Origin of the sequence: Pseudomonas sp. NPDC090208, from assembly GCF_044746785.1 — a bacterium.
Taxonomy (GTDB): domain Bacteria; phylum Pseudomonadota; class Gammaproteobacteria; order Pseudomonadales; family Pseudomonadaceae; genus Aquipseudomonas.
The window spans coordinates 302,161-326,140 of record NZ_JBIVCU010000007.1; the positions used below are offsets into that span (position 1 = coordinate 302,161).

Sequence of the window (23,980 nt, forward strand, 5' to 3'; positions counted from 1 at the left end):
AGCAGTCATACAGAGAATCACCAGACACCCTGAACAACTGTGGGAGCGAATTTATTCGCGATGCGATGTTCCTGACGACGCTTTCGTGTCGGCTGGACAATCATCGCGAATGAATTCACTCCCACAATAGACCGGTGTTGCGCAGCCCGTATTAACGACAACCTCACATCTCGAATTCGGACTGCAACGCCGCACGCACGCAGTACAGGACGCCTTCCGGGACTCGTCCCTTGAACTGGTCGGCGATGGCTGCCACCGCAGGCAGTTCGCCTTCACCGTCAAGGAAGGCGTCCTGGATCTCACCAAGCAGGTCTTCCGGCAAATCCAGTGCCTGCTCGAGCGACAGTTGCTGCTTGCCGATAGCTTCGGCCAGCAGGCTGTAGACGTTCTTTTCCGAGCATTGCAGTTGCCCGGCGATTTGCATCGGTGTCATGCCGGCACGGGCCAGGCTGATGAGTTCGTGGCGCAGGTCGGTGACGGCCCGTGGCGCCGCTGCCCCGCCGCCAAGGACTTCGAGGAAGGCCTCGCCATAACGCTCCAGCTTGCGCGCGCCGACGCCGCTGACGCGGGCCATTTCGGCCATGGTGCCGGGCTGGCTGCGCAGCATTTCCAGCAGGGTCGAGTCCGGGAAGATGACGTAAGGCGGCACGCCGTGTTCTTCGGCCAGCTTGCGGCGCAGGGTGCGCAGGGCTTCCCATTGTTCGCGCTCTTCGCCACGCACCAGTTGGCTGGCCGGGCTGCCGGCAGCTTTCGGGGTAGTTTGCGGCTTGAGTTCGCGACGCAGGTGCAGGGTGACTTCGCCACGTAACAACGGACGGCAGGCATCGGTCAGGCGCAGGCCGCCGTAGCCTTCCAGGTCGATATCGGCCAGCCCGCGCGCGACCAGTTGGCGGAACAGCGTGCGCCATTCACCTTCGCTGCGGCCCTTGCCGACGCCAAACACCGCCAGACGGTGATGGCCAAAGCTCTGCACCTTGTCGTTTTCCTTGCCCAGCAGCACATCCACCAGATGGCCGACGCCGTAGCGCTGGCCAGTACGGTAGATCGCCGACAGGGCCTGGCGCGCAGGCTCGGTGGCGTCCCAGGTCTGCACGCCGTCGACACAGATGTCGCAATGGCCGCACGGGTTGGGCATTTCTTCATCGAAATAGGCCAGCAGCGCCTGACGACGGCAGCGGGTTTCTTCGCACAGCGCCAGCATGGCATCGAGTTTGTGGTGTTCGACGCGCTTGTGGCGCTCGTCGCCTTCGGAGTTCTGCAGCATCTGCTTGAGCATCAGCACGTCCTGCAGGCCGTAGGCCATCCAGGCGTCGGCAGGCAGACCGTCGCGCCCTGCCCGGCCGGTTTCCTGGTAGTAGGCTTCCAGCGACTTGGGCAGGTCCATGTGCGCGACGAAACGCACGTTGGGTTTGTCGATGCCCATGCCGAAGGCGATGGTGGCGACCATGATCAGCCCTTCCTCATTAAGGAAGCGGCGCTGGTTCTCGGCGCGGGTCTCGATGGGCAGACCAGCGTGATACGGCAGCGCCGGGTAGCCGTTGTCGCTGAGGAAGGCAGCCGTTTCCTCGACCTTCTTGCGCGACAGGCAATAGACGATGCCGGCGTCGCTGCGCCGTTCGGAGAGGAACGCCAGCAACTGCTTGCGCGGCTGTTCCTTGGGCACGATGCGGTAAAAGATGTTGGGTCGGTCGAAACTCGACAGAAAGCGCTCGGCATTCTGCAGGTGCAGGCGGTTGACGATTTCTTCGCGGGTGCGCTTGTCGGCGGTGGCGGTCAACGCAATGCGCGGCACCTCCGGGAACAGCTCGGCCAACTGGCCAAGTTGCAGGTATTCCGGGCGGAAGTCATGGCCCCATTGCGACACGCAGTGGGCTTCGTCAATGGCGAACAGGGCAATCTTCAGGTTTTGCAAAAAGGCCAGCATGCGCGGCTGAACCAGTCGTTCCGGCGCCAGGTAGAGCATTTTCACTTCGCCCAGACGAATGCGGTTGGCCAGATCGCGCTGCTGCTCGGGCGTCAACGTCGAGTTCAGCGCAGCAGCCGAAACACCCAACTCTTCCAGGGTCGCCACCTGATCATCCATCAGCGCGATCAGCGGTGAAACCACCACCGCCAGCCCCTCACGCAACAGGCCCGGCACCTGAAAACACAGGGACTTGCCGCCGCCTGTGGGCATCAGCACCAGCGCATCACCGCCGCTGGCCACGCGCTCGATAATGGCACCCTGACGGCCACGAAAACTGTCGTAGCCGAAGATGTCTTTAAGTACGCGTTGAGCCTGGTCGAGCATAGATACCCCGGTTGGTGCCACAGCAGCGGGTGAAGATTCGCTGTCGAAATCGCAAAGCGCGGCAGTATACCGGAGCGTCAAAGGACTGAGGCAAACCGCGATACAAACGGTCGAAATGCCGTGGAATCGTGATTCCATGCGGGTCTGCGCTGGCATCTGGGCGTCTCAGGGCCTAGAATTCAGCATCGTTTATTTCCAGGGTAGTCCGTCAATGTCCTTCGCTGAGCAATTACACCGCCTGCAAGCCTTCCTCGACGCCGATGAGCTGCATGACGAAGCGCTGGACTATGTAGCCGCCCACGGCTACCTGACCGCGCTGTCGATCTGCGCTGAAACGGTGCCTGACCGTGAGTGGATCGACGCGCTGTTCGCCGAGCCGCCGCATTACACCGACAAGGCTCAGCACGAAGAAATCGAATCCACTCTGGTGCAGCTCAAGGCCCACATCGCCCGCCAGCTGGCGTCCGACGAGGAATTCGAGTTGCCGTGCGATCTGGATCTGGGCGACGAGCCTGATGATTCCGAACTGCGCGGCTGGTGCATCGGCTTCATGGAAGGCGTGTTCCTGCGTGAAGCGGCCTGGTTCGAGAACGACGAGGAAGAAGTCAGCGAGATGCTGCTGCCGATCATGGTCGGTTCGGGTCTGTTCGACGAGCAGCCTGAGTTTGCCGATATCGCCGCCGATGCCAACCTGATGGATGACATGATCGTGCAGATTCCGGAGGCGCTGTCGGCGCTGTTCCTGCTGCTGCACGCACCGGACGAGAAGCCGGCGATCCTCAAGCCTCGCCACCACTGAGTCGGCGCCTGATGGCGCGCGACAATCTGCAGGATTCAGCAACGCGCACGAGCCGTCACCGGGTCGTGCGCGTTTTGCTGTTGGGCGTCGGCTGGTTGAGTGTGGTGTTGGGGGTGGTGGGGATTTTCCTGCCGGTGCTGCCGACCACGCCGTTTCTGTTGCTGGCTGCGGCGTGTTTTGCCCGCAGTTCTCCGCGCTTTTATCGCTGGCTGGTCGAGCATCCGCGGTTGGGGCCGTGGATTCGGGATTATCTGGGCGGTCACGGGATTCCGTTGAAGGCCAAGGTGTATGCCATCGGGTTGATGTGGATCAGCATTTCGGTGTCGTGCTGGCTGGTGCCGTTGGTCTGGGCGCGGGGGTTCATGCTGGTGTCGGCGGTGCTGGTGACGGTTTGGATTTTGCGGCAGAAGACGTTGCGGCGGTGAGGGTGGTTTTTTAGCTTTTGTGCGTGGCGTCTGGAAGGTTGGTGTCTGGGTACCTGAAAAGCGGATTTGCTTTGTTTGTTGGATTTTTGGGTATATCCATTGCTGCGGTAACGGCCACTTATGGTTCCGCTCTTACAGCGGGTCACTTTTGGCAAAAGCGCCCCAAAAGTAACCAAAAACGCTTTGCTCCTGGTTGGGCCCGACTACGTCGGGTTCCCTCGCTCCGACGACGCTCCGTGGGCCCGCCGCGAAAGGGCCATCCCTGGCCCAACGCGGCTCTCGCGGCATCCATGCCGCTCGACCCACTCCGCACCGCCTGCGCTCGGCCTGCACCCAAGTCGTGTTCGGCGGCGTCTGGTCTATCGCGTTGTAGAAGCGCGCTTGCCCGCGAAAGGGTTTTGTAAATCACTGCAATGATGTCTGAACTACCTCGTACCTGTAGGAGCCGGGCTTGTCCCGCGAGCGGCTGCGCAGCAGTCGTAAACCCAGACGACTATGCATATCTGACACACCGCGTTTACCGGTTTTACGACGACTTCGTCGCCGGTCGCAGGGCAAGCCAGCTCCTACAGGCGTTGCGGTGGGTCATTCGACGTTGCGGTGTGTGAACAGCCGGCTCCTACGGGGTTCCGGGCACGCCACAAAACCTTGTAGGAGCCGGGCTTGTCCCGCGACCTGGCGCGAAGCGGCAGTAAACCCTGACGGCCATGCATATCTGACACACCGCAGTCACCGGTTTTACGACGACTTCGTCGCCGGTCGCAGGGCAAGCCAGCTCCTACAGGTGCGAGGAAACTCAGACACCATTGCAGTGATTTACAAAACCCGTTCGCGGGCAAGCGCGCTTCTACAGGAAGAGACTGCGCCTTATTCCAGACACCGCAAAAAAGCTACGCGACAGACCAGACGCCGCAGAACGCGACTTGGGTGCAGGCCGAACGCAGGCGGCGTGGAGTGGGTCGAGCGGCATGGATGCCGCGAGAGCCGCGTTGGGCCATGGATGGCCCTTTCGCGGCGGGCCCACGGAGCGTCGCCGGAGTGAGGGAATCCGACGAAGGAGGACCAAACCAGGAGCAAGACTTTTTGGTTACTTTTGGGGCGTTTGCCAAAAGTGACCCGCTGTAAGAGCGGAACCGTAATCCGCGCCACCCGAAGAAACGGATATGCCCCCGACCTCGTAAACAAATAGATATCTGCTTTTCAGGTACTCAAACCACAAAATACCTGCGCCCCAACTCCCGCTTTCGCGACCGTCGTAACCTCCGATCCCTCCCACAAGAGATCTCGGTCAGCTCTGATTCGCGACCAACCAACCACACATCAAAAAAACTGGTGCGGTGTTCCAGGCACACCGCAAGCCTCTCCATCAAACCGTATCGACCTTCAACGAATGATCCCCCAACATCCCGTTGATGATCGACGCCGTGTCGTGCCCGCTCGCCACCACGCCACCCGCCCCCGCGGTGACGCCGTAATGCTGGGCGAGGTTGACGCCGGCCAGATCGATGGTTTGCGTCGTTGTTCCGCCTGCTGCACTGCTGACCTCAATGGTCGACACCAGCGAACCGCCGGTTCCACTGATCTTGAAGTGCAGGAAATTCTCCAGCGAATCAGCATCACCATGCTCACCCTGCAACAACTGCGACAGGTCAAGCTTGTCGATGCCGAAACTGAAATCGGTGATGGTGTCATGCCCGGTATTGCCGGCCTGATACAGGAACGTGTCGTGCCCCTCACCGCCAGTCAGGGTGTTGTTGCCCGGCCCGCCGATCAGGATGTCGTCCCCTGCCCCGCCATTGAGCACGTCATTGCCCAGACCGCCGTTGAGCAGGTTGTTGCCCTGATCACCGGTGAGGTGGTCGTTGTAGTTCGAGCCGATCAGGTTGTCGATGTTGACCAGCGTGTCGGTCCCCGCGCCGCCGGTGTGCTGCGGCCCGAGCACGGCGGTGCTGACGATCACGCCCGCAGTGGCCAGCGAGTAGTTCGCGGTGTTGTTACCGGCGCCGCCGTCGAGCAGATCGTTGCCCGGCCCGCTGAACAGCATGTCATTGCCGTTATCGCCGTACAGCTCGTTGTTGCCCGGCCCCGCGACCAGCACGTCGTTGCCGTCGCCGCCATGCAGATGGCTGTTCGCCGCGCCGACCAGCACGTCGTCTCCGGTGGTGCCGAGTACCGTGCTGCCATCCTGATGGGCGATGTTCACCGCCGCCGTGCTGCTGCCGCCGTGCGGGTCGGTCACGGTGTAGGTGCTGTGTACGTCCGGCGTGGTATTGACCGCCGCATAGTCGATGGACAGGCTCAGCTTGTAGTTTTCGCTGACACCCGGGTCGGCCTGGTTGACCACGATCAGCCGGTACACGCCATCCTGCGTGGCAGTGAAACTGCCGCCGTCGTCGATACCGTGGTAGGCACCGTCTTCGAACTTCCAGGCCATACCGAGCGCATCGTTGGTCAGGTTGTGGTCCAGCGTCACTGTCTCGCCAGCTTTCAGATGCACGCTGTACAGATCCTGCGCGTTGGACGGCGCTGCGTTGACCGCCCCCAGATAACCGCTGATCACCAGCAGCGCGGTGGTGGCGCTGTTGTTGAAGAAATCGCTGCGATTGAGGTTCTTCAGGTGGTTGTAGTCGTTATTGGCCTTGCCATCGAACTGAATGGTTTTCAGCGAGCCAGCGGTAAAGTCCGCCCCCTTGGCGGTCCAGCCGGTATTGAAAGTAGTCGGCGACGCGGTCAGCGCGCCACCACTGCCAGCGATGTCGTTGGCGGTCAGCACCACACCCGGAATCACGATGCTCGACCCGGTCAGGTTGGTGATGACGTTGTCGGCCACGGCCGTCGGCGGCTCGTAGGCGTGCGGGGCGATCACGTGGATATTCAGATCAGCCGACGCCAGATCGCCATCACCGTCGCTGAGCACGAAGTGCACCGACTCGGTCTGCGACTGGCTCAAGCCGCTCGCCGGGGTATAGGTGTAAGCCCCGGTGTCCATGTTCACCACCAGGGTGCCGCCATGGGCACTGGTGACCGTCAGGGTGTTGCTGACCGTATTGAACACACCATGATCGGCGCCGCCGCTCGCCACGATACCGCCGTTGTTGTGGTTGGCTTTCGGATCGTAGGTGTAAGTGGTGCCGTCGATGCTGATCGACTTGATGAAGCCCTGATCGGCGCCAAAGGTGCCGCCGTCCAACAGGCTGCCTTGAACCCCGCCCTGCACCGTGCCGCTGAGCACCGCGTCGAGTTGGCCGAGGTTGGTCACGATCACCGCATTGCTGTTACTGCCGGTCGCGCCGTTGTAGGCGATCGGGTTGAGGTAGGTGCTGCTGACCTGGGTGCCGACGCCAATGGCGTAGGCATTGATGTGATGGCTGTCGAGGAACGAGATCCACGCCTGTTCTTCACTGCTGTCGATGCCGTCGCCCCGAGCCGGATCGGGCACGCGGCTCGGGTCGGAATGCTGCGGCGACAGGGTCGGGTTGCCGTCTGAGAAGAAGTACGCCAGGTTCTGCGCCCCGCTCAGCGCGCCCTTCTCGGCGAACGCCTGCTGGGCCGCTGCCAGCGCCGCGTCGTAGTTGGTGCCGTTGCCGGCGTTGATGGCGTTGACCATGGCCTTGGCGGTGGCGACATCGACCCACTCGTTGCTGCCGATGTTGGCCTGGCTGTTGAAGGTCACCAGTTGCACACGCACATCGCCCAGCGCTTCGTACTTGTTGAGCAGTTCGATGATCGCGTTCTTTTCCAGCTGCAACCGCGACAGGCCGTCGACGCCGGAGGGCTGGTTCATGCTCGCCGAGTTGTCGACGATCAGCATCAGGTTGGTGTTGACCACGCCGCTGGTCACGGTCTGATCGATGCACGCCGCCTGCGGCTGGTCATCGACGATGTTCACCACGATCTGCGCCGTCGACGAGCGCCCGAGCGAGTCGGTGACGGTGTAGCTGAAGGTGTCGTGGGTAATGTTCGGCCCGTCGTTGGCGGCCGGTGTGGTCTTCGGTGCGCTGGTCAGGGTGTAGGTGTACGTGCCGTCGGCATTCAGATGCAGCAGGCCGAACTGGCCCTGGGCGGTGCCGTTCTGCGCACCGTTGAGGCTATAGGTCAGCGCACCGCTGCCGCCATGCACCGAGTCGGCGACGGTGCCGGTCCCGGTTTCCGCCGTGGACGACGGATGGCTGCCGGTGACGTTGCCGGGCGCCAGATCCTTGCCGTCCTTGTAGGTGTCCAGGGCGCTCTCTTTTACCGTGACGTCGTGGTCGTCACACGCCACCGGCGGCCCGGCCGGGTAGACGTTGACCGTCACCGTGGTGGTGCTGGTGTCGCCGTCGGCGTCGCGGATGGTGTAAGTGAACACGTCCTGATGATCGCCCGGCGAACCGCTGTTCGCGTTGGCCTGATAGGACGCGTTGCCGTTGGCATCGACGGTCAGCGTGCCGTACAGGCCGCTGATCACGGTGCCGACCCCGGTGAATACCGGCGTCGCGGTGTTGTCACCGGCGCGCACGCCGACGATCAGGCCGCCCACACCCGGGCCATCGGCACCGGCCGTGTCGTTGGCGAGGATGTTACCGCTGGTTTCGCCGCCCTCCAGCACGTGGCCGATGTCCGGGTTGGCATGGGGCACGTCGTCCAGCACATGCACGGTGACGTTGCCGTTGGCGACATCGCCGTCGCTGTCCACCGCGTGTACGGCGATCTGTTCGTTGTTGATCGTGCCGTCGCCCTGGTTATGGGTTTCCGGCGAATTCAGCGTGTAGCTGTAGCTGACCTCGCCGGTCGCCGGGTTGAAGCCGAGGATCGTCAACGTGCTGCCCGATGGCAGGGTCACGGACTGCGGCGATGGCAGCGGCATGCCGTTTTCGACCACGTTGATGCCGCCCACGGTCAGGGTCTGCAAACCGTCCGCAGCGGTGACCTTGATGGTGCCGGTCTGGGTCAGGGCGTCGTGATCCGGGTTGGAGCCGCCGGGCAGGTTGGCCTCGTTGACCGTGGTGTCGGCGGCGGCGATGGTCACACCGTTGTCCGGCGGCGTCGTCACGTGGGAGACGTTGATGGTCAGCGTGGTGGTGCTGGTATCGCCGTCGGCATCACGGATGGTGTAGGTGAACACATCCTGCGCGCCTTCCGTCGGCACCACGCCGGGCGTGCTGTGGTACTGAGCATTGCCGGCGGCGTCGATGGTCAGCGTGCCGTACAGACCGTTGATCACCGTGTTCAGGCCGGACGTGACCGGGGTCGAGGTATCGCCGCCGGCACGCACGCCGACGATCAGGCCGCCCGTCCCCGGACCATCGGCACCGGCCGTGTCGTTGCCCAGCACGTTGCCGGCAAAGTTGCCGCCTTCCAGCACATTGCCGACGTCCGGATTGGCGTGGGGCACGTCATCCAGCACATGCACGTTGATGCTGCCATCGGCGACAGAACCGTCGCGGTCCACCGCATGCACGGCAATCTGTTCGTCGTTGAGGGTGCCGTTGCCCTGGTTGTGCGTTTCCGGGCCATTGAGGGTGTAGCTGTAGCTGACCTCTCCGGTGGTCGGGTTGTAACCGAGGATGGTCAGGGTGTTGCCCGACGGCAGGGTGATCGACTGCGGCGAGGTGATCGCCACGCCGTTGGTCACCACATTGATGCCGCCAATGGTCAGGGTCTGCAGGCCGTCCGGCGCAGAAACCCTGATCACGCCGCTCTGGGTCAGCGCCGCAACGTCCGGCGTACTGCCGTTCGCCAGGTTGGCTTCGTTGAGGGTGACTTCGCTGGCGCCGAGAGTGACTCCGTTATCCACCGGTGTCGTGGGCGGTGTGGTCGGCGGCGTCAGCGGCGGCAGCACGTTGTTCGGCGAGTCGTTGTTGATGTCACCGGTTTCCAGCCGCGGAAACAGAAAACTCGGGCCCAGTGGGCCGGTGGGAAAGCCGATGACCGGGTCCACATGGCCCGCCGTCTCGGTCAGCAACACAAAGGTATGCCCGCCACCCAGGGCAGTCGGTGAGCCGCCGGGGTTGGGATTGCCGGCCGCCGGTGGATCGGTGACTTTGCTCGGGTCGGCGCCGGCAGCGATTGCCTTCTGCACCTGCTGGATGTCGGCCAGCTGCGCCTTGCTCGGCGGCACGGCGTCGGGGGTGTCCACATGGGTGGCGTGATTGGCCAGGATCTGCTGCGTCAGCGGCATGCTGCTGTCACGGCCCAGGGTCAGCTCGCCGCCGCCGGCCAGGTGTACCGACACAGCGCCGGTCGGTCCGGTCTGCAGTTGCTCGCCGGCGTACAGCTTGTCGCCTTCGATCACCAGCCGTTTGGTGCCGTTGCCCGCCACCGCGAACACATCGCCCACCACCTGCCGCACCGTACCGATCAATTTGGCCATGTCCACTCCATTGCAACGCGTACCGAATCAGAAAATGTTAGAAATCCAACAAAAACTGTTAGCACGACGTACAACAATGGCTCAGAGCTGGCATCTAACGACAATTTTATGTCGCTGAATTTTTTCAAGTTTTTTGCTCGAAAAACCACTTGATCGAACGCCGTCAAATTTCCGCTGAACTCCTTTCCACTACCGTAAGACGCTTGTAAAACCTTGAATACAGGCGAGTCATTGGCATCAACCATCGCTTGAAAGCGGGAAATGGCATAAGTTTTTTTTGGAATAAGCGATATGAAAAAATCGTCTGAATATTTTCCAAAGTTGTTCTTAGCTCTGATGTTACGAATCTGATACGGTTTTTAGCGCAGAAATTGACGGTTTTTTGGCGACACAGCGGAACAAGGTTCCAGGGAGAAACTTCATGCGCGATTTGACCCCGCTCTACAGCGCTGTGGTGCTGGCAGTCACCTGCGCTGTCAGCGCGCAGGCACAGGCGATGTCACTGAATCAGGCGATTCAGAGCACCATCGACAATCACCCGGAAATTCACGCTAACGTGAACAACCGACTGTCCGCCGACGAAGACGTCAAGTTCGCCAAGGGCGGCTATCTGCCCACCGTCGACCTGGTGGCCGCCTATGGCCGCGAGCACACCGACAGCCCCACCACCCGGGCGCTGGGCAACCACCATGAAGAAACCCTGAATTACACCCAGTCGGAGCTGCGCCTGCGGCAGATGCTGTTCGACGGCTTCAACACGCCCAATGAAGTCGGGCGCACCAGGGAAGTGGTCAACTCCCGCGCCTACTACCTGCGCGGCACTTCGGAAAGCCTGGCCCTGCGCACCATCGAGGTGTACCTCGAAGTGCTCAAGCGCCGCGAGCTGCTGGACCTGGCGAAGAACAACCTGCAGGCCCACCTGCGCATCAACGACCAGATCGGCCTGCGCAGCGACCGTGGCATCGGCAGCAATGCCGACCGCGACCAGTCCAGGGCTCGCCGCGCCCTGGCGGAAAACAACTTCTACACCGCCCAGGTCGACCTGGCCGATGCCGAAGCCAACTTTTTCAGCGCCGTCGGCAAGATGCCCGACGAACTGGAAACCCCGCCATCGGTCAGGAGTGAGATCCCCGTCAGCCTCAGCGATGCACGGCAAAGCATGCTGAACAACAACCCGTACCTGAAATCGGCCCAGGCCGACGTCAACGCCGCCGAGAAACAGTACGAAGTCGCCAAGTCGCCGTTCTATCCGCGTTTCGACGGTGAACTGGCGGTCGGCGCCAACGACAACCTGCAGGGCGAGGAAGGCCACGACAACGAATGGCGGGCCGCCGTGGTGATGAATTACAACCTGTTCAACGGCAACCGCGACAAGGCCCGTCTGGACTCCGACGCCTACAAGACCGGCCAGGCCATGGACATCCGCAACAACGCGCTGCGCATGCTCAACGAGAACCTGTCGCTGGCCTGGAACGCCATGAACAACGCGCGCACTCAGACCCCGATCGCCCGTGAATACGCCGAAACCACCACCCGCGTGCGCTCGGCCTATCAGGACCAGTTCGGCCTCGGCCAGCGCACCCTGCTCGACCTGCTGGACAGTGAAAACGAGCTGTACAACGCCGCCCGCCGCTATACGGAGCTGCGCTACACCGAGGAGTTTTCGATGTACCGGGTGCTGGCGACCGAAGGCGAACTGCTGCGCAAACAGCGCGTCGTGCTGCCCAACGCGGCCGTCGCCCTGACAGAAGTCAAAAGCGAGGCGCGGCTGCCCGACCTGAAGTAGTGAATCTGAAGTGGTGATGTAGCGCGTGAGCGCGAGGAGAAGTCAGTGACGCGCATGGAACCGACTCCGATAGAAGTGATTCAACCCGTCGACCCTCGTTCGAACTTCGACGACCCTTTGCTCGACGGCCTGCTGATCCTCTGCCGCCTGCACGATTGCAGCGCCAGCCGCACCAGCCTCAGCGCCGGCCTGCCGCTGGCGCAGCAGCACCTGAGCGTCGACCTGCTGCCCCGCGCTGCCGCCCGCGCCGGGTTGCAGGCGCGGGTGCTGCGCCGCGAACTGAACGCCATCGACGGCCTCAACCTGCCGGTGCTGCTGTTGCTCAAGGGCAACCGCTGTGCGGTGCTGGTGCGCTGGGAAGCGGACGGCCGCGCGCTGATCCTGCCCAGCGAAGCCGACGGTGGCGAACAGCGGGTCAGTCGCGACGAACTGGCCGCTCTTTATAGCGGCCAGGCCCTCTACGCCCGCCCCCGCCACGAACTGGAAAACCTGCGTGCGCCGCTGGTGCCACGGGTCAACGCCTGGTTCCGCGACACCCTCAAGCTGTCGCGCTGGCTGTACAGCGACGCGATTCTCGCCAGCTTCCTGATCAACCTGCTGGGGCTGATGGTGCCGCTGTTCGTCATGCAGACCTACGACCGTGTGGTGCCCAATCAGGCCACCTCGACCCTGTGGGTGCTGGCCATCGGTCTGCTGATCGGCACCGGCTTCGAACTGACCCTGCGGCTGGTGCGCGCCCACCTGCTCGATCAGGCCGGCAAGAAAACCGACGTGGTGCTCTCCGCCACCCTGTTCGAACGCATCACCGGCATGGCCATGAAAGCCCGCCCGGCAACCATCGGCGGCTTTGCCCAGAGCATTCACGACTTTCAGGGCCTGCGTGAATTCCTCACCGCCGTGACCCTGACCAGCATCATCGACCTGCCCTTCGCCGTGCTGATGCTGGCGGTGATCGGCCTGCTTGGCGGCTGGCTGGTGGCGATTCCGCTGGTGGCCTTCCCGTTGACCATTCTGTTTGCCTGGATCATCCAGATACGCCTGCGCGACACCGTCGAACGCAGCCTGGCGCTGGGTGCGGAGCGTCAGGCGCTGCTGGTGGAAACCCTCGGCGGCCTGGAAACCCTGAAAGCCTGCGGCGCCGAAAGCGAGCGCCAGCACAAGTGGGAATCAACCCACGGCGCTCTGACCCGCCTCGACAGCCACGCCCGCGATCTGTCGGCGCTGGCCAGCAACGGCACGCTGTTCATCCAGCAGTTTTCCGGCATGGCGACCATCGTCGCCGGGGTTTACATCATCATCGCCGGCAACCTCAGCGTCGGCGCGCTGGTGGCCTGTTACATGCTCGGCAGCCGGGTCCTGGCGCCACTGGGTCAGATCGCCGGGCTGATCACCCGCTATCAGCAGGCCCAGGTGACGATGAAAAGCACCGACGCGCTGATGGCCCTGCCCCAGGAGCGCGCCCCCGGCAAGCACCCGTTGCAGCACACTCAGCTCAAGGGCGCGGTGCAGGTGGTCAAGGCCAGCTTCGCCTACGGCGGGCCGGGCACACCGGCGGCGCTGAGTGATGTCAGCCTGATCGTCAAACCCGGCGAACGCATCGGCATCATCGGCCGCAGTGGTTCGGGCAAGAGCACCCTGGCGCGGATGCTGATGGGCTTCTATACACCGGACGACGGCCAGTTGCTGCTCGATGGTCTGGACCTGCGCCAGGTGGATGTCGCCGACCTGCGCCAGCAAGTCGGCTACGTCGCCCACGACCTGCCGCTGCTGGCGGGCAGCCTGCGCGACAACCTGACCCTCGGCGCCCGCTACGTCACCGACGCGCGGATGCTGGAAGTCGCCGAGCTGACCGGCGTGACCGAGCTGGCGCGCAACCATCCACTGGGCTTCGACCGCCCGGTCGGCGAACGCGGTCAGCTGCTGTCCGGCGGCCAGCGGCAAGCGGTGTTGCTGGCCCGGGCGCTGTTGCTCGACCCGCCGATCATGCTGCTGGACGAACCCACCAGCCACATGGACAACGGCAGCGAAGACCTGCTGCGGCAGAAGCTATCCGGCCTGATGCAGGGCAAGACCCTGCTGCTGGTGACCCACCGCATGTCGATGCTCAGTCTGGTTGACCGCCTGGTGGTGCTGGACAACGGTCGGGTGGTTGCCGACGGTCCCAAAGAGCTGGTCGTCGAAGCCCTGCGCAAGGGTCGCGTCGGCTCCGCCGCCGTATAAGGAGCGCTCCCCATGTCATCCGCTCACCGCTATTTTCACCCCGGCCGACAGGTCGACAACGAGTTCATGCCGGAAGTCGCCGGCGTCGCCGCCCAGGATTCATCCCGTGGCGCGCGCATCACCGTGTGGCTGGCCGCCGCGCTGATCATCACCGCGCTGGTCTGGGCCAGATTCGCTGTGTTGCAGGAAGTCACCATGGGCGAAGGCAAGGCGATTCCGTCGAGCAAGGTGCAGGTGATCCAGAACCTTGAAGGCGGCATCGTCACCGAGATTTTCGTCCGCGAAGGGCAGATAGTGAACAAGGGCGACACCCTCCTGCGCCTGGACGACACGCGGTTTCTGTCGAACAAGGGCGAAAGCGAGGTCGACAAATACACGCTGATGGCCCAGGTCGACCGGCTGTCTGCCGAGTCCGAGGGCCGTCCGTTCAAGCCGTCCGCTGAAGTGCTGAGCAAGGCGCCGCAGGTGGCCGCAGACGAACAGGCGCTGTACGACTCGCGGCAACGGCGCCTGACCAGCGAACAGCGCACCCTGCAGGACCAGTTGCGGCAGAAGACCCAGGAAGTCGCCGAATTCCGTTCCAAGCAGGACCAGTACCGCAACCAGCTGGGCTTCATTCAGCAGGAGCTGAGCATGTCGGCGCCGCTGGTGAACAGTGGCGCAGTGTCGCCGGTGGAAATCATCCGCCTCAAGGGCAAGGCGTCCGAAGCGCGCGGGCAAATGGACGCCACGGCGCTGGCGATTCCCCGGGCGGAAGCGGCGATCAGCGAGATCAAGAGCAAGATTCAGGAGTCCACCGACACCTTTCGTTCGGAAGCAGCCAAAGACCTCAACGACAAGCGAGCGGACCTTGCGAAGGCCAGCGCCACCAGCATCGCCATCGACGACCGCGTGACCCGCACCACCGTGACGTCGCCGGTGAAGGGCGTGATCAAGACCCTCAAGGTCAACACCATCGGCGGCGTGGTGCAGCCAGGCAGCGACATGGTGGAAATCGTGCCGCTGGACGACAACCTGCTGATCGAGGCGAAAGTGCGGCCGCAGGACGTGGCCTTCCTGCATCCCGGCCAGAAAGCCATGGTCAAGTTCAGCGCTTATGACTACACCATCTACGGCGGCCTGCCGGCCAAGCTGGAACTGATCGGCGCCGACACCACCACCGACGACAAGGGCAACACCTTCTACCTGATCCAGGTGCGCACCGACAGAAACCACCTGGGCAGCGATGAAAAACCGCTGTTGATCATCCCCGGCATGGTCGCCACCGTGGACATCATCACTGGCGAGAAAAGCGTGATGGATTACCTGCTCAAACCCGTGCTCAAGGCCCGGACTGAAGCGTTGCGGGAGCGGTGATTCACCTGGTTTTCCGGAATCCCCCCTGTAGGAGCGCGCTTGCCCGCGAAGCGACAGACCTGGCACTGCAATGCCGTCTGACAGATCGCCATCGCGAGCAAGCTCACTCCTACAAAAACGGTGGTTGTTCCACATTCATCGAACACCGAACAACTGTAGGAGTGAGCTTGCTCGCGATGGCGCGGTGTCAGGCAAACGATCTGTGACTGACACAACCATTCGCGGGCAAGCGCGCTCCTACGGATGAGTGGTGGATTCTCCGTAGCAGTCCGGCATCACCCTCCCTTCTTCTCATCCCGCTTGAACGCTGCCTCCAGCGCGTCGTTGATCGTGCGCAGCACTTTCACCCGCGCCCAGCGTTTGTCGTTGGCTTCGACCAGGGTCCACGGGGCGATTTCGGTGCTGGTGCGGTCGACCATGTCACCCACCGCTTCGCGGTATTGCGGCCATTTGCTGCGGTTGCGCCAGTCGTCGGCGGTGATCTTGTGCCGCTTGAAGGGGATCTTTTCCCGAGCCTGAAAACGCTCCAGCTGGGTCTTGTCGTCGATCGCCAGCCAGAACTTCACCACCACGATCCCGGCATCGACCAGTTGTTCTTCGAAATCGTTGATCTCGCTGTAGGCCCGCAGCCAGTCGGCCTCGCTGCAAAACCCTTCGACTCGCTCCACCAGCACTCGGCCATACCAGGAGCGGTCGAACACGGTGAACTTGCCCCGCGCCGGAATCTGCCGCCAGAAACGCCACAGATACGGCTGCGCGCGTTCGTCTTCACTGGGCGCGGCAATCGGCACGATGTGGTACTGACGCGGGTCCAGCGCCCCGGCCACCCGTTTGATCGCGCCGCCCTTGCCCGCCGCGTCGTTGCCTTCGAACACCGCCACCAGTGCGTGACGGCGCATGCGCTTGTCGCGCATCAGCATCGACAGCCGCGCCTGTTCGCTGATCAATTGCTCCTCGTATTCGTCCTTTTCCAGCGCCAGGGTCATGTCCAGATTGTCCAGCAGACTCAGCTCGTCGGTGTTGCTCGGCAGCGGCCCGAGATTGACCAGATTGTCCGCACCTTCCGGGGTCTTCAAGGCGTTCTGCAACCCCTCCAGCAACAACCGGCCCACGGTCAGGCTGCGGTAGTTGGGGTCAACACCTTCGATCACATGCCACGGCGCGTAATCGCGACTGGTGCGACGCAGCACGCGCTCGCCGAAGCGCACGAACTTGTCGTAGGTTTTCGATTGCTGCCAATCCAGCGGGCTGATGCGCCAGCTGTGTAGCGGGTCGTCCTTGAGGGTTTTCAGGCGCAGCTTCATCTGCCGTTTGGACAGGTGAAACCAGAACTTGAAGATCACCGCGCCCTCGTCGACCAGCATCTTTTCCAGGCGCTCGGCGCCATTGATGGCCTGATCCAGCACCGGGTCCTTGAAGCGCTTGTGGACCCGCCCCTGAATCATCTGGCTGTACCAGTTGCCGAAGAATATGCCGATGCGGCCCTTGGGTGGCAACTGCCGCCAGTAACGCCAGGCCGGCGGATGGGCCAGCTCTTCGTCGGTCTGCTGGTCGAAGGTGCGCACCTCGATAAAGCGTGGGTCCATCCAGTCATTGAGCAGCTTGACCGTCTCGCCCTTGCCCGCCCCCTCAATGCCGTTGATCAGCACGATGATCTGGCGCTTGCCCTGCTCGTGCAGCTCGTACTGGGCTTCAAGCAGGGCTTCACGCAAGGCGGGGACAGCGGCGTCGTAGGTCTTGTCGTCGATGGCGTGACCGATTTCAGCGGATTCGAACATGTAGAACTCCTGTTGCGACTGCTTCAATCCTAGCGGATCGGAAATGACGATGACGGTTGTGACCGCAAAACCCCGGCATCGGTCAATGCCCGTGCTGCAAAGCGGCCGGCTGCGTGGGTTAAGATGCGCGCCTTGCCTTAGCCAAAACCTGACCATGACCACTATCGAACACGCCCGGATCGACTGGGACGAACACGGCAATCCGCGCTCGCGGGACTTCGCCGACGTGTACTTTTCCACCGAATCGGGGCTGGACGAAACCCGCCACGTCTTTCTGACCCAGAACGAGCTGCGCGAGCGTTTCACCGCGCTGGCCGCAGACGGCCGTCTGGTGATCGGCGAAACCGGCTTTGGCACCGGCCTGAATTTTCTCTGCGCCTGGCAGCTGTTCGCCGAATGCGCGCCGGCGGGTGCGCGCTTGCAGTTCGTCAGTGTCGAGAAATTCCCCCTCAGCCGTGACGATCTGCAACGAGCGCTGAGCCTGTGGCCGGAGCTGGCGCTCTTTGCCGAGCCGCTGCTCAAACAGTACGTGGCGATTCATCAAGGCTTTCAGCGGCTGGTGTTCGACGGCGGTCGCATCACCCTGACCCTGCTGATCGGCGACGCGCTGGAGATGCTGCCGCAACTGGACGGCCCCATCGACGCCTGGTTTCTCGACGGTTTCGCGCCGGCGAAAAACCCGGAAATGTGGACCCCGGAACTGTTCGCCGAGCTGGCCCGACTGGCCGCGCCCGACTCGACCATCGGCACTTTCACCAGCACTGGCTGGGTGCGCCGCAGCCTCAACGCCGCCGGTTTCAAGATGAAACGGGTGCCGGGCATCGGTCATAAATGGGAAGTGCTCAAGGGCCGTTTCATCGGCTGGCCGGAGGATGTAACGGCGCCGCCGGTTGCGGCTCCGTGGTTCGCTCGGCCCAAACCGCTCGCAGGGCCGCGCAAGGCGCTGGTGATCGGCGCCGGTCTGGCCGGTTGCGCCACCGCGGCCAGCCTGGCGGCACGCGGCTGGCAGGTCAGCCTGCTGGAGCGTCACGGCGATCTGGCACAGGAAGCCTCTGGTAATCCTCAGGGCGTGCTCTATCTCAAGCTGTCGGCCCATGGCACTGCACTGTCGCAGTTGATCCTCAGTGGTTTCGGCCACACCCGCCGCCTGCTGGAACGCTTGGAGCGCGGTGTGGACTGGGATGATTGCGGCGTGCTGCAACTGGCGTTCGATGAGAAGGAAGGCGCGCGTCAGGCCAAACTGGCCGAGGCGTTCTCCTCCGAACTGCTGCATGTGCTCGATCAGGCCCAGGCCGCACAGCGCGCCGGCGTTGCCTTGAACAGCGGCGGTTTGTTTTACCCGGAAGGCGGCTGGGTGCATCCGCCGGCGCTGTGCCGGGCGCAGGCCGCGCAGGCGAACGTTAAGTTGATGGCACATAACGATGTGGTCGAGCTGCGTCGCGAAGGCGAACAGTGGCAAGCCTGGGACGGCGAACGCCTGCTGGATTCGGCGCCGGTGGTGGTGCTGGCCGGCGCAGCGGAGGTCAAACGCTTCCCGGCCAGCGCCGAGTTGCCGCTCAAGCGCATTCGTGGGCAGATCACCCGCCTGCCGCAAACGCCTGCCAGCCAGTCGCTGAGCACCGTGGTCTGCGCCGAAGGTTACGTGGCTCCGGCGCGGTTGGGTGAACACACCCTGGGCGCCAGTTTCGATTTCCACAGCGACGACCTGACGCCGACGGTGGCTGAGCACCAGGGCAATCTTGAATTGCTGGAGGAAATCTCCGAAGACCTGACGACCCGCCTGCACGCCGCTGAACTGCCCGCCGAACAATTGCAGGGGCGCGCGGCGTTTCGCTGCACCAGCCCGGATTACCTGCCCATCGTCGGGCCGCTGGCCGATCGCGAGGCGTTTCTCGACACCTACGCCGCGTTGCGCAAGGACGCCCGCCAGGTGCCGACCGATGCGTGCCCGTGGCTGGACGGCCTGTACATCAACAGCGGCCATGGCTCGCGCGGACTGATCACCGCGCCGCTGTCGGGCGAACTGATCGCCGCCTGGCTGGACAACGAACCGCTGCCCCTGCCCCGCAGCGTGGCCGAAGCCTGCCACCCGAACCGCTTCATGCTGCGCGGGTTGATTCGCGGCAAGTAGATCGACAGGCATTGGCCGGAAGGTGAAGCACCTGTCTCTGTGGGAGCCGGCTGCCACAGGACTAACGCGCTCCTACAAGTCCGAGGTGTCCTTCAGACTGACGCTCAACCTGTAGGAGTGAGCTTGCTCGCGATGGCGTCGTGTCAGGCAATATCAGGGCGTCTGACACCACGCCATCGCGAGCAAGCTCACTCCTACAAAGATATGCGGTCGCCGATGAAGAGGTGGCAGATGCAAAGCAGTGCGCCACCCCGGTATGCTCCGCTCACCCTCCTCTCAGGTGTCGGTCGATGCTGCAAATCAAGGACGTGTTCAAAAGCTACGCCACGGCGCAAGGGCCGCTGGCGGTGTTGCGTGGGGTGGATCTGCAGCTGGAGCGTGGCGCCAGTCTGGCGTTGATGGGCGAATCGGGCAGCGGCAAGAGCACGTTGCTGCATCTGGTGGCCGGGCTGGATAAGGTCGACAAGGGCAGCATCGAAATCGCCGGCGAGCGCCTGGATCACCTCAACGAAGCGCAGCTGGCGAACTGGCGCCGCACCGAAACCGGTCTGGTATTCCAGCAATTCAACCTGATCGGCAGCCTCAAGGTCGAAGACAACCTGGCCTTTCAGGCGCGCCTGGCCGGGCGTTTTCAACCGGCGTGGCAAGCCGAACTGATCGAGCGCCTGGGCCTGGGCTCGCTGTTGCAGCGCTACCCCGAACAACTCTCCGGCGGTCAGCAGCAACGGGTCGCCATCGGCCGTGCCCTTGCCTCGCGCCCTGCCCTGTTGCTGGCCGATGAACCCACGGGCAACCTCGACGAAGCCACCAGCGACGAGGTTCTGCAATTGCTCCTCGACCTGCTCGCCGACAGCCCCACCAGCCTGTTGATGGTCACTCACAGCCCGAAAGTCGCCGCGCGCCTGCAACGTCAGGCGGTGCTGCACCTCGGGCGGCTGGTCAGCCAGGACGAACGCTGAGATGGCAGTCTTCTATTGGAGCCTGACGGCGCTGCTCAGCCACTGGCGGCGCCATCCGGTGCAGTTTTTCAGCGTGCTGACCGGCCTGTGGCTGGCGACCAGCCTGCTCACCGGGGTGCAGGCGCTGAACAGCCAGGCCCGCGACAGCTACGCCAAGGCCAGCCAGTTGATCGGCGGCGAAGCGCAGACCTTTCTCACCGCGCCCAACGGCGCCAACGTGCCGCAGGAGGTGTTCGTCAGCCTGCGCCGCGCCGGCTGGCCGGTGTCGCCGGTCTTGCGCGGGCGCATCACCCTCAAGGAAGCCCCCGATCAACGCCTGACCCTGCTCGGCATCGAACCGGTGTCGCTGCCGCCGCAAACTGAGCTTGCCGGGCAAACCCTCGACACCGCGCAGATCGTCACATTCTTCACCGCACCGGGCGCCAGCTGGATTTCCCCGCAGACAATGCAGGCACTGGGTCTGCACGAAGGCCAGCAACCGCAGAACGAAGCCGGCCAGCTTCTGCCGCCGCTGCATGCGCTGGCAGACATGGCGCCGGGCGTGCTGATGGTCGACATCGGTTTCGCCCAGCCGCTGCTGAATCAACCGGGGCAGATTTCCCGCCTGCTGCTGCCCGCCGATTTCGCCGAAAACGCCCCGGCCCTGCCCGAGGCCCTGAGAGGCGAACTGGTGCTGCGCAAAAGCGGTGAAGACAACGATCTGGGGCGGCTCACCGAAAGCTTCCACCTGAACCTCGACGCTCTGGGTTTTCTGTCGTTCGTGGTCGGCCTGTTTATCGTTCACGCGGCCATCGGCCTGGCCCTGGAGCAACGCCGTGGCCTGCTGCGCAACCTGCGCGCCTGCGGCGTCAGCGCCCGTGGTCTGATCGTCAGCCTGATGGTCGAGCTGGGCGTGCTGGCCTTGCTCGGCGGTATCGCCGGGGTCATCAGCGGCTACTGGCTGGCCAGCGTGCTGTTGCCGGATGTCGCCGCCAGCCTGCGCGGTTTGTACGGCGCCGAAGTGGCCGGGCATCTGAACCTGAGCCTGTGGTGGTGGCTGAGCGGTCTGGGGGTCAGCCTGCTCGGCGCCTTTCTTGCTGGCGCCAGCAGCCTGCTGCGCGCCGCACGCCTGCCGTTGCTGGCGCTGGTCAACGCCCAGGCCTGGCAGGACAGTCACGCGCGCTGGCTGCGGCGCCAAGGCACGGTCGCGGCGATTGCGCTGGTGATCGCCGTGCTCGCCGCGCTGTTCGGCGACAGCCTGGCACTGGGTTTCGTGCTGATGGCCAGCCTGCTGCTCGGCGCGGCACTGGGCCTGCCGGTGCTGCTCAACGCTTTGCTCAACGGGCTGTTGGGCAAGAGCCGTTCGGTGCTCGGCCAGTGGTTCCTCGCCGACTGCCGCCAGCAACTGCCGGCGCTGAGCCTGGCGTTGATGGCGCTGCTGCTGGCGATGGCGGCGAACATCGGCGCCGGCAGCATGACCTCGGGCTTCCGCCAGACCTTCACCCACTGGCTGGAGCAACGCCTCAGCGCCGAGCTGTACATCAACCCGCAAAACACCGCCCAGGCCGCGCCTCTGCAACTGTGGCTGAGCCAGCAGCCGCTGATCACCGCCGTGCTGCCCAACTGGCAGGTGTCGATCCAGTTGCAAGGCTGGCCGGCCGAGCTGTTCGGCGTCATCGACCATGCCCATTACCGCCAACACTGGCCGTTGCTGGCCGCCGCCAGCGGCGACGCCTGGACGCAGCTGGCCAGCGGCGACAACCTGATGCTCAGCGAGCAACTGGCGCGGCGTCTGGAGGTCGGCGTCGGTGACACCGTCACCCTGCCCGCACCGGACGGCGACTGGCCGCTGAAAGTAGTGGGCATTTACGCCGACTACGGCAACCCCAAGGGCCACGTGCTGGTCAACGCCGATCACCTGCTCAAACACTGGCCGCAACTGACGCCGAACCGTTTCAACCTGCGCATCGACCCCCACGCCATCGCGCAACTGCTTCGGGTGCTGCACAACAAATTCACCATCGACGACACCCGCATCGTCGATCAGATCCAGCTCAAGGCCTGGTCCACCCAGGTGTTCGAGCGCACCTTCGCCGCCACCGCCGCGCTCAACAGCCTGACCCTCGGCGTGGCTGGCGTGGCCTTGTTCATCAGCCTGCTGACCCAGAGCCAGAGCCGCCTGAGCCAACTGGCGCCACTGTGGGCACTGGGCGTGACACGGCGGCGGCTGATGTGGCTGAACCTGGCGCAAACCTGGCTGCTGGCGGTGCTGACGCTGGTCCTCGCCATCCCGCTGGGGCTGTTGCTGGCCTGGTGCCTGGACGCGGTGATCAACGTCCAGGCGTTCGGCTGGCGCCTGCCGTGGCAGGTATTCCCGCTGCAATTGCTGCGCCTGATGCTGCTGGCCCTGCTGGCTACCCTGCTGGCTTCCGCATGGCCTTTGTATCGCCTGTACCGCAGCCGCCCCGCCGATCTGCTGAGGACCTTTGCCGATGAAACGTAAGGCTGGCCTGCTGCTGATCCTGGCCCTGTTGCTGGGCGCTTGCGATGACAAACCGGAAGAAGAAAAAGGCTTCGCCGGGCTGGCCGACGATGCCGCCAGCTATGCACAGGTGACGCCGGGCAAAACCTTCGAATTCCCCGCCGACCATGGCCCTCACAACGACTTCCGCATCGAGTGGTGGTACATCACCGCCAACCTCAAGGACGCCGACGGCCAGTCGTTCGGCGTGCAGTGGACCCTGTTCCGCAACGCCCTGCCCCGCGCCAATACCGATGCCGCCAGTGACAGCGGCTGGGCCAACCGCAACCTGTGGATGGGCCATGCCGCGGTGACCTCGGCCGATGACCATTACGCCGCCGAGCGTTATGCCCGTGGCGGCATCGGCCAGGCCGGGGTGACGCTGGCACCGTTCAGCGCGTGGATCGATGACTGGTCGCTGAACAGCCAATCGAACGGCGACGATCCGCTGACCGACATGCAATTGCAGGCCAACGACCCGCGCTTCAGCTATCGCCTGCACCTGACCAGCGCACACTCGCCGGTGCTGCAGGGTCAGCAGGGTTTCAGCCAGAAATCCGAACAGGGCCAGGCGTCGTATTACTACAGTCAGCCGTTCTTTCAGGCCGAGGGCAGCATCGAGATCGACGGCACGACGTATCAGGTAAGCGGTCCGGCGTGGCTGGATCGCGAATGGAGCAGCCAGCCGTTGACCGCCAATCAGACCGGTTGGGACTGGTTTTCCCTGCACCTGAAAGACGGCGCCGAGCTGATGCTGTACCGCATGCGGCAGAAAGATGGCGAGCCGTATCTCACGGGGACGTGGATCAACGCCGATGGCAGCACGCAGTTGCTGGCCGGCACGGACATCCGCCTTGAGCCGCTGGACACCAGCGATGTCGAGGGTCGCGACATGCCGACCCGGTGGTCGGTGAACATCCCTGGGAAGGGGTTGGCGATCACGGTCGAAGCGTTGAACAGCGGGGCGTGGATGAATTTGCAGATCCCGTACTGGGAGGGGCCGGTGACGGTGTCGGGCAGCCAGGAAGGTGTGGGGTATCTGGAGATGACGGGGTACTGAGCGTCATGGCTGCTGGTGCAGCCTGTTTCGCCTCCGGCACGTTACGCAGACCCTTGTAGGAGCTGGCTTGCCCTGCGAGCGCGCCGGGGTCGCGTCCGACCGAAGTCGTCGTAAAACCTGTGCACCCGATTTATCTAGCGAATTGCATGGTCTGCTAACGCAGCCCTGCTTCGCCTCCGGCACCTTACGCGAACCCTTGTAGGAGATTCTATGTTTGGGTTGTACTCCCCAAACATCTCCCAGGAACGTATTCGCTCTGATTGCGCATCAGCGAAAATGCAACCTGCGCCAGCTTTCTGGTCAGGATCGTCAACGCTTCGGTTT

Annotated in this window: 12 protein-coding genes; 9 read left to right on the plus strand and 3 right to left on the minus strand. The window is 63.6% G+C overall.

Going from position 1 to position 23,980, the window contains the following annotated elements; all coding sequences use genetic code 11:
• Positions 1-163 precede the first annotated feature (163 nt).
• Positions 164-2,290, minus strand: a complete 2,127-nt coding sequence (recQ, locus tag ACIPL0_RS14725) for a DNA helicase RecQ (RefSeq protein ID WP_400597152.1) — start codon at positions 2,288-2,290, stop codon at positions 164-166.
• Between the two features lie 211 nt (positions 2,291-2,501).
• Between recQ and ACIPL0_RS14730 the strand changes: the two genes are divergently transcribed.
• Positions 2,502-3,089 carry a UPF0149 family protein gene (locus tag ACIPL0_RS14730; protein ID WP_400597151.1) on the plus strand — a complete coding sequence of 196 codons (588 nt, stop codon included), beginning with the start codon at positions 2,502-2,504 and terminating at the stop codon, positions 3,087-3,089.
• An 11-nt stretch (positions 3,090-3,100) separates the two neighbouring features.
• The gene (locus ACIPL0_RS14735) at positions 3,101-3,514 is read left to right on the plus strand and encodes a YbaN family protein (RefSeq protein WP_400597150.1); all 414 of its coding nucleotides are present in this window, start codon (positions 3,101-3,103) and stop codon (positions 3,512-3,514) included.
• Positions 3,515-4,880: 1,366 nt separating this feature from the next.
• Here the strand turns inward: ACIPL0_RS14735 and ACIPL0_RS14740 are convergent.
• Positions 4,881-9,866 carry a retention module-containing protein gene (locus ACIPL0_RS14740; RefSeq protein ID WP_400597149.1) on the minus strand — a complete coding sequence of 1,662 codons (4,986 nt, stop codon included), beginning with the start codon at positions 9,864-9,866 and terminating at the stop codon, positions 4,881-4,883.
• A 421-nt stretch (positions 9,867-10,287) separates the two neighbouring features.
• Between ACIPL0_RS14740 and ACIPL0_RS14745 the strand changes: the two genes are divergently transcribed.
• From ACIPL0_RS14745 to ACIPL0_RS14755, 3 genes are read left to right on the plus strand one after another with little or no spacing between them, the layout of a single operon-like run.
• Positions 10,288-11,652 carry a TolC family outer membrane protein gene (locus ACIPL0_RS14745; protein ID WP_400597148.1) on the plus strand — a complete coding sequence of 455 codons (1,365 nt, stop codon included), beginning with the start codon at positions 10,288-10,290 and terminating at the stop codon, positions 11,650-11,652.
• A 45-nt stretch (positions 11,653-11,697) separates the two neighbouring features.
• A complete protein-coding gene (locus tag ACIPL0_RS14750) occupies positions 11,698-13,872 on the plus strand; it encodes a type I secretion system permease/ATPase (protein WP_400597147.1) in 2,175 nt (724 codons plus the stop codon).
• 12 nt (positions 13,873-13,884) lie between these two features.
• A complete protein-coding gene (locus ACIPL0_RS14755; protein ID WP_400597146.1) occupies positions 13,885-15,228 on the plus strand; it encodes an HlyD family type I secretion periplasmic adaptor subunit in 1,344 nt (447 codons plus the stop codon).
• Between the two features lie 275 nt (positions 15,229-15,503).
• Here ACIPL0_RS14755 and pap read toward each other — a convergent pair whose 3' ends face one another.
• Entirely contained in the window at positions 15,504-17,006 is a 1,503-nt protein-coding gene (gene pap / locus ACIPL0_RS14760; protein WP_400597145.1) for a polyphosphate:AMP phosphotransferase, read from the minus strand.
• 154 nt (positions 17,007-17,160) lie between these two features.
• Between pap and mnmC the strand changes: the two genes are divergently transcribed.
• The 4 genes from mnmC to ACIPL0_RS14780 all read left to right on the plus strand — a co-directional run bounded on the left by mnmC (position 17,161) and on the right by ACIPL0_RS14780 (position 23,656).
• A complete protein-coding gene (gene mnmC, locus ACIPL0_RS14765; RefSeq protein WP_400597144.1) occupies positions 17,161-19,137 on the plus strand; it encodes a bifunctional tRNA (5-methylaminomethyl-2-thiouridine)(34)-methyltransferase MnmD/FAD-dependent 5-carboxymethylaminomethyl-2-thiouridine(34) oxidoreductase MnmC in 1,977 nt (658 codons plus the stop codon).
• Positions 19,138-19,427: 290 nt separating this feature from the next.
• Complete coding sequence (locus ACIPL0_RS14770; protein WP_400597143.1) at positions 19,428-20,096, plus strand: ABC transporter ATP-binding protein; 669 nt, start codon at positions 19,428-19,430, stop codon at positions 20,094-20,096.
• A gap of 1 nt (position 20,097) precedes the next feature.
• Positions 20,098-22,578 (plus strand): ABC transporter permease, encoded by a 2,481-nt coding sequence (locus ACIPL0_RS14775; RefSeq protein ID WP_400597142.1) that lies wholly within the window; start codon positions 20,098-20,100, stop codon positions 22,576-22,578.
• The gene (locus tag ACIPL0_RS14780; protein ID WP_400597141.1) at positions 22,568-23,656 is read left to right on the plus strand and encodes a lipocalin-like domain-containing protein; all 1,089 of its coding nucleotides are present in this window, start codon (positions 22,568-22,570) and stop codon (positions 23,654-23,656) included. Before ACIPL0_RS14775 ends, ACIPL0_RS14780 begins: the two co-directional genes overlap by 11 nt.
• The last annotated feature ends 324 nt before the right edge of the window (positions 23,657-23,980 follow it).

Bases quoted from the DNA above. Each gene is read 5' to 3' on its own strand.
- recQ (WP_400597152.1), bottom strand. From the start codon at position 2,290: ATGCTCGACCAGGCTCAACGCGTACTTAAAGACATCTTCGGCTACGAC.
- ACIPL0_RS14730 (WP_400597151.1), top strand. From the start codon at position 2,502: ATGTCCTTCGCTGAGCAATTACACCGCCTGCAAGCCTTCCTCGACGCC.
- ACIPL0_RS14735 (WP_400597150.1), top strand. From the start codon at position 3,101: ATGGCGCGCGACAATCTGCAGGATTCAGCAACGCGCACGAGCCGTCAC.
- ACIPL0_RS14740 (WP_400597149.1), bottom strand. From the start codon at position 9,866: ATGGCCAAATTGATCGGTACGGTGCGGCAGGTGGTGGGCGATGTGTTC.
- ACIPL0_RS14745 (WP_400597148.1), top strand. From the start codon at position 10,288: ATGCGCGATTTGACCCCGCTCTACAGCGCTGTGGTGCTGGCAGTCACC.
- ACIPL0_RS14755 (WP_400597146.1), top strand. From the start codon at position 13,885: ATGTCATCCGCTCACCGCTATTTTCACCCCGGCCGACAGGTCGACAAC.
- pap (WP_400597145.1), bottom strand. From the start codon at position 17,006: ATGTTCGAATCCGCTGAAATCGGTCACGCCATCGACGACAAGACCTAC.
- mnmC (WP_400597144.1), top strand. From the start codon at position 17,161: ATGACCACTATCGAACACGCCCGGATCGACTGGGACGAACACGGCAAT.
- ACIPL0_RS14770 (WP_400597143.1), top strand. From the start codon at position 19,428: ATGCTGCAAATCAAGGACGTGTTCAAAAGCTACGCCACGGCGCAAGGG.
- ACIPL0_RS14775 (WP_400597142.1), top strand. From the start codon at position 20,098: ATGGCAGTCTTCTATTGGAGCCTGACGGCGCTGCTCAGCCACTGGCGG.
- ACIPL0_RS14780 (WP_400597141.1), top strand. From the start codon at position 22,568: ATGAAACGTAAGGCTGGCCTGCTGCTGATCCTGGCCCTGTTGCTGGGC.